Origin of the sequence: Bacillus mobilis, assembly GCF_001884045.1 — a bacterium.
Taxonomy (GTDB): domain Bacteria; phylum Bacillota; class Bacilli; order Bacillales; family Bacillaceae_G; genus Bacillus_A; species Bacillus_A mobilis.
Genome location: NZ_MACF01000014.1, coordinates 23059 through 29597, shown reverse-complemented (window position 1 = coordinate 29597; position 6539 = coordinate 23059). Strand labels below are relative to the sequence as shown.

Sequence of the window (6539 nt, the reverse complement as noted above, 5' to 3'; positions counted from 1 at the left end):
CATGAAGGATTCGAACCTTCGACCCTCTGATTAAAAGTCAGATGCTCTACCAACTGAGCTAATGGCTCATACTCACCAACGTCATATTTTCGTGACGACAAGATGTATCATAACATGTTTTATTTGTTTTTTGCAATACCTTTTTTTATTTTTTTTATAAAAGATAAGAAAAAACTCATGCGGACATGAGTTTTTTCTCAAAAATATCAATTAAGCTTCGTATACGTTACGAACGATATTTGTTTGGTTACGATCTGGTCCAACTGAGAACATAGATAATTGAATTCCTGTTAACTCAGAAACACGTTCTACGTATTTTCGTGCATTTTCAGGAAGCTCGTCTAATGATTTTACACCAGTAATATCTTCTGTCCAACCTGAAAGCTCTTCGTATACAGGCTCACATTTCGCTAAAATGTTTAAGTTTGCTGGAACTTCATCGATAACTTCGCCATTGTATTTGTAAGCAACACAAATTTTAAGAGTCGGAATACCTGTTAGAACGTCGATAGAATTTAATGATAGATCTGTTAAACCACTAACACGACGTGCATGTCTTACAACAACGCTATCGAACCAACCTACACGGCGTGGACGACCAGTTGTCGTTCCATACTCACGACCAACTTCACGAATTTGATGACCAATTTCATCATTAAGCTCAGTAGGGAACGGACCATCACCTACGCGGCTTGTATATGCTTTACATACACCTACAACGCGAGTAACTTTCGCAGGACCAACTCCAGTTCCAACTGTTACACCACCAGCAATCGGGTTAGACGATGTAACGAACGGGTACGTACCGTGGTCGATATCAAGCATAACACCTTGTGCACCTTCAAATAATACACGGTGATTGTTATCTAGTGCATCATTTAATACAACAGACGTATCACATACATATTGTGCGATTTGTTGTCCGTACTCGAAGTACTCTTCGAAGATTTCTTCTACACTGAAACCTTCTGTATCGTACATTTTTTCAAATAAACGATTTTTTTCTACTAAATTGCGCTCAAGCTTTTCTTTAAATGCTTCACGGTCTAAAAGATCAGCCATACGAATACCGATACGAGCAGCTTTATCCATATATGCAGGACCGATACCTTTTTTCGTTGTACCGATTTTGTTATCACCTTTACTTGCTTCTTCTAACTCATCTTGTTTTAAGTGATAAGGTAAAATAACGTGCGCACGGTTACTTACACGTAAATTATCAGTACTTACACCACGATCGTGTAAGTATTTTAACTCTTCAAGTAATGCTTTCGGATCTACTACTAAGCCATTTCCGATTACACAAATTTTCTCTTTATAGAAAATACCAGATGGAATTAAGTGTAATTTATATTTAACTCCGCCGAAAACAATTGTATGTCCCGCGTTATTTCCACCTTGATATCTTGCAACTACTTCCGCATGCTCAGAAAGAAAATCAGTGATTTTACCTTTTCCTTCGTCGCCCCATTGTGTTCCTACAACTACTACTGAAGACATTATTAAAGCACCTCCGCGATTTTCAAACGATCTATTCAAACAATATAATTGTACCAAAACCGAAAAAGAAGTCAACCAAAAAGCGAACATTTTTTTATAAAAAAACATTTTCGTTCGTAAGAATTATATTTTTACATTATGAAAGCCTTATCTTTCCTATAAAAAAAAAGAAACACATCTTATTATAAGAAATGCGTTTCTTTTTTATACTCTCTTTATGCAGGCGGCGCATGTCCATCCTCGAAGCGACGTTCTAAGTTAACGAACTTATTGAACTCTTTAACGAATGCAAGCTCTACTGAGCCTACAGGACCGTTACGCTGCTTTGCAATAATAATTTCAATCGTATTTTTATTTTCCGTTTCTCGGTCATAGTAATCTTCACGATATAAGAAGGCTACAATATCAGCATCCTGCTCAATACTTCCCGATTCACGAATATCAGACATCATCGGACGTTTATCTTGACGAGATTCTACACCACGGGATAACTGTGACAAGGCAATAACAGGCACTTGCAATTCACGCGCAATCCCTTTTAATGTACGAGAGATCTCAGATACTTCCTGCTGACGGTTTTCTCCTGATTTCCCGCTTCCTTGAATAAGCTGTAAATAGTCAATCAAAACCATCCCAAGACCTTGTTCTTGTTTTAATCTACGACATTTCGCTCGAATCTCATTTACTTTAATCCCTGGTGTATCATCAATATAGATACCAGCATTAGAAAGACTACCCATCGCCATCGTTAATTTTGCCCAATCATCAGAAGTTAATGAACCGGTACGAAGTCTTTGTGCATCAATATTTCCTTCTGCACAAAGCATACGCATAACAAGCTGATCAGAACCCATCTCCAGACTAAAAATCGCTACATTTTCATCCGTTTTCGTCGCTACGTTTTGTGCGATATTTAATGAAAATGCGGTTTTCCCTACTGACGGACGTGCCGCTACGATAATTAAATCATTTCGCTGGAAACCTGCGGTCATCTTATCTAATTCAGTAAATCCAGTTGGTATCCCAGTAACTTCACCTTTTTGATTATGCAAAAGTTCAATTTTATCGTAAGCATCTACAAGAACATCTTTAATATTTTGGAATGCTTTTGCATTCGTTTGGTGAGATACTTCTAATATTTTTTTCTCAGCCTCATTTAAAAGGCCATCCACATCATCTTCTCTCTCATACCCATCAGACACGATATGAGTCGCTGTTCGAATCAAACGACGTAAGAGCGCCTTTTCAGCGATGATTCGTGCATAATATTCTACGTTAGCAGCAGTTGGAACAACTTCTGCTAATTCTGCTAAGTAAGAAACCCCACCAACTTCTTCTAATAATCCTTGATCAGCCATTGCTGATGTCATTATTACTAAGTCAATCGGTTCTCCTTTATCAGATAACCCAAGCATGACTTCAAAAATCTTTTGATGTTTCGTTCGATAAAATGAGTCAGGTACCAATAATTCCGACGCTGCCGTTAATGCATCTTGGTCAATTAATATGGCCCCTAAAACCGCCTGCTCAGCCTCTATATTATGCGGAGGGGTACGATCAGCCATTACATCACTCATACGCAATCCTCCTTGCTTAACTTATTTTTATTGTTCACTAACATGAACTTTTACTGTTGCTGTTACTTGCGGATGCAATTTCACAGTAACGTTTGTATAGCCTAATGCACGGATCGCATCATCCATTTCAAATTTACGCTTATCAAGTTTAATTTTATGTGATTTTTGCATTGCATCTACGATTTGTTTACTTGTGATTGAACCGAATAGACGGCCACCTTCTCCAGATTTAGCCTTTACTTCCACAGTTAGTTTCTCTAACGTTTCTTTTAACTCTTTTGCACTTTCAAGCTCTGCCTCTGCATCTTTTTCTTCTTTGCGTTTTTGAGCTTCTAAAGTTTTCATACTGCTATTTGTCGCCTCAGCAGCTAATCCTTGTTTTAGTAAGAAGTTATTTGCATAGCCATCTGGTACGTTTTTTACTTCTCCTTTTTTCCCTTTACCTTTTACGTCTTTTAGAAAAATTACTTTCATGATTGTGTGCCTCCCTGTAAATAGTCATCAATAACAAATCGAAGCTTCTCCTCAGCTTCATCTACTGTAACATTTTTCATTTGTGTGGCTGCATTCGTTAAATGCCCACCACCGCCTAAATTCTCCATAATTAGCTGCACATTCACTTCACCTAAAGACCTGCCGCTAATTCCAATGAAATTCTCGCCACGTTTTGCAATAACAAATGATGCAATAATTCCTGTCATTGTTAATAATGTGTCCGCCGATTGCGCAATAAGCACTTGATCGTAGTAATCATCACTATCCACTTTTGCAATCGCAATTCCATTTGTATAAATGTACGCATTTTTAATAGCTTTTGCAACCCGTAGGTACTGATCCATATCTTCTTTTAAAAGCTCTTGTACAAGCACAGTATCTGCACCATGTGAGCGTAAATAAGAAGCCGCATCAAACGTACGAGCACCCGTCCGGAATGTAAAGCTTTTCGTATCAACAATAATACCCGCTAACAATGCCGTCGCTTCTAACATTGTCATTTTTAAATTTTTCGGTTGGTATTCAAGTAATTCTGTAACAAGTTCTGCCGTGGAAGAAGCATATGGCTCCATGTAAACAAGCAATGGATCTTCAATAAAATCTTCTCCTCGGCGATGATGGTCAATAACAACTACATTTTCAATTTTGTGTAACAGCTTTTCTTCCATCACCATTGAAGGTTTATGCGTATCAACAACAACAAGTAACGAATCATCATTTGCAAATTCCATCGCTTGTTCTGGTGTAATAAAGTGAGACCATAACTCTTCGTTTTGTTTCACTTTATCCATTAAACGCTTAATTCCCTTATCAGAATCATTTTCATCTAGCACAATATATCCTTTGCGCTCATTTAATTGCGCTACCTTTAAAATACCAATCGCAGCACCGATTGCGTCCATATCAGGAGCTCTATGCCCCATTATAATGACATTGCTACTTTCTAATACTAAATCCTTTAATGCATGCGAAATAACTCTAGCACGTACACGAGTACGTTTTTCAACCGGATTTGTCTTACCACCATAAAACTTAACTTTACCTGTCGCTTGTTTAATTGCAACTTGATCTCCACCACGGCCAAGCGCAAGGTCTAAGCCGGACTGAGCCATTGCCCCAAGCTCTGATAAAGGTAAATCACCTGATCCAACACCTACGCTTAAGGTAAGTGGTATATTCCTTTTAGATGTTTCTTCACGCACTTGATCTAAAATGCTAAATTTCCCTTTCTCCATTTGTGCTAAAATACTTTCATTTAGTACAACGAAGAATCTTTCTGAAGATGCACGTTTTAAATATGCCCCATACTTAACGGCCCATTCATTTAGTCGTGACGTTACAAGACTTGTTATATTCGTACGTAATTGATCATCTAATCCTTGTGTAACTTCATCATAATTATCTAAATAAATGACAGCTAAAACAGTGCGTTGATCCTCGTACATCTTTTCAATCTCAGTTTGTTCTGTTACATCAAAGAAATAGATTAACTTCTCTTCTTTCCTTACAAAAACGCGAAACTTTCGATTATTTAAAGAGACTATATCATCGGAAGTTTCTCCTTTAATAAAAAGAAGTAACGTTTCTGATACATCATAAAGGTGCCATCCAGCTAATGCATGCTGCCCTAGGCATGAAGATAAATAAGGATTCGCCCAATCAATCCCATAATCCTTATTGTATAACAAAATACCAATCGGCATTTGGTTAAATGCCTCATTACTCACTTTCTTTACCCTTGTAATCATCTCTGTCGTATGTTTTTCAAAGTTCTTTTGAAAGGTAAGTTCAAATCGTACAACAACAAAAAGTACAATACAAAAGATAAAAAAGGCGGCTATCCCCATCATTAAATGAAAATAACAGAGGATTGAAATGAGAACAAACACGAAAAATGCCAATACGTAAACAGGATATAAAAACCACTGTTTCTTATAAAATTCAGGCATGTATACAACTCCTATAAAGTAAAACTAACTCACCTTCCAGTTAGTTAAACAGATTAAAATAGTATAAGGAATATTACTTTATCCTCCTATTTTAGAACGCAATGAAATCCCTAAATCAATTATACCTAAGATTGTCACAAGAGGAAACAGCATTGGAATAAACATGCAGGCAATAAAACTAATAATAGGAACCCCTTTTGTAAAACCTTTGCTATGCGCTATAAAGGTGATAAATGTCAGACCTTGCAGTACTAGTAGTAAAGCAAATATGACATATAGGTTAGAAAATACCATATGTAAATATGATGTCGGTTCTACTTTTATAAAGATTGATAGCAGAATAAATATAACGTAATACCAAACAATACTCTTTGGTAATTGTATATCTTTAAATTTAGGCCAGGGCATAACGTCATGCTTTAGTTTTCTCAAAACACTACCCGATATCATGACTGTAATCCAAGAAAAACATACCGAGACCATTACAAGTAAACTTGGGAATAAAGTTTGTAACACATCATTAAATTGTGTAAATAACTCTTTTTGCTCTTCACTAATAGGCATACCCGCAGCATTAACTATCTTTTCACTTTGCGCCATACTTTCATTAAACATATTTTGCATTTGCTTCATTAAATCTATGTTAAAAAACTTTATACTCGCAACATAAATGAGCATAATACCAATTAAGTACGCAAGCGTCCCCGCCATCAAAATTTCTACCGGCTTTTTTCGTTTTTTATACATATATCCTAAAACGATACCTATCAATCCAAACATAGTTGTCTTTACTAGGTTCATCGGTTGACTGACAATAACAGTAATAAAAAGTGCCGCCGTAAAAATTACAAAGGCGTTAGATAATCTATATCTTATCGTTAGTAATATAAATGGCAATGGCAACGCAAACGTTATAACTGTACCCAAAATCGGAACATACATAGATATAAGCAATAACATTGCATATATTGCTAACAGTGCTGCACCCTCAGTAATAAATTTCGTATTCTTCATCATC

General features: G+C 36.6%; 5 protein-coding genes. All 5 read right to left on the bottom strand.

The window, feature by feature from the left end:
- Nucleotides 1-210: 210 nt before the first annotated feature.
- The 5 genes from BAQ44_RS00590 to BAQ44_RS00570 all read right to left on the bottom strand — a co-directional run bounded on the left by BAQ44_RS00590 (nt 211) and on the right by BAQ44_RS00570 (nt 6535).
- On the bottom strand, nt 211-1500 hold the full coding sequence (locus BAQ44_RS00590) for an adenylosuccinate synthase (RefSeq protein WP_000100234.1): 1290 nt from the start codon (nt 1498-1500) through the stop codon (nt 211-213).
- 215 nt (nt 1501-1715) lie between these two features.
- Entirely contained in the window at nt 1716-3077 is a 1362-nt protein-coding gene (dnaB, locus tag BAQ44_RS00585; protein ID WP_061679601.1) for a replicative DNA helicase, read from the bottom strand.
- A gap of 27 nt (nt 3078-3104) precedes the next feature.
- Nucleotides 3105-3551: a 50S ribosomal protein L9 gene (rplI, locus tag BAQ44_RS00580; protein ID WP_061679600.1), complete on the bottom strand. Its 447-nt coding sequence runs from the start codon at nt 3549-3551 to the stop codon at nt 3105-3107.
- On the bottom strand, nt 3548-5521 hold the full coding sequence (locus tag BAQ44_RS00575) for a DHH family phosphoesterase (RefSeq protein ID WP_061679599.1): 1974 nt from the start codon (nt 5519-5521) through the stop codon (nt 3548-3550). The genes rplI and BAQ44_RS00575 overlap by 4 nt, the downstream gene beginning before the upstream one ends.
- A gap of 78 nt (nt 5522-5599) precedes the next feature.
- Nucleotides 5600-6535, bottom strand: a complete 936-nt coding sequence (locus BAQ44_RS00570; protein ID WP_071720184.1) for a YybS family protein — start codon at nt 6533-6535, stop codon at nt 5600-5602.
- Nucleotides 6536-6539: the final 4 nt, after the last annotated feature.

Bases quoted from the DNA above. Each gene is read 5' to 3' on its own strand.
- rplI (WP_061679600.1), bottom strand. From the start codon at position 3,551: ATGAAAGTAATTTTTCTAAAAGACGTAAAAGGTAAAGGGAAAAAAGGA.
- BAQ44_RS00575 (WP_061679599.1), bottom strand. From the start codon at position 5,521: ATGCCTGAATTTTATAAGAAACAGTGGTTTTTATATCCTGTTTACGTA.
- BAQ44_RS00570 (WP_071720184.1), bottom strand. From the start codon at position 6,535: ATGAAGAATACGAAATTTATTACTGAGGGTGCAGCACTGTTAGCAATA.
- BAQ44_RS00590 (WP_000100234.1), bottom strand. From the start codon at position 1,500: ATGTCTTCAGTAGTAGTTGTAGGAACACAATGGGGCGACGAAGGAAAA.
- dnaB (WP_061679601.1), bottom strand. From the start codon at position 3,077: ATGAGTGATGTAATGGCTGATCGTACCCCTCCGCATAATATAGAGGCT.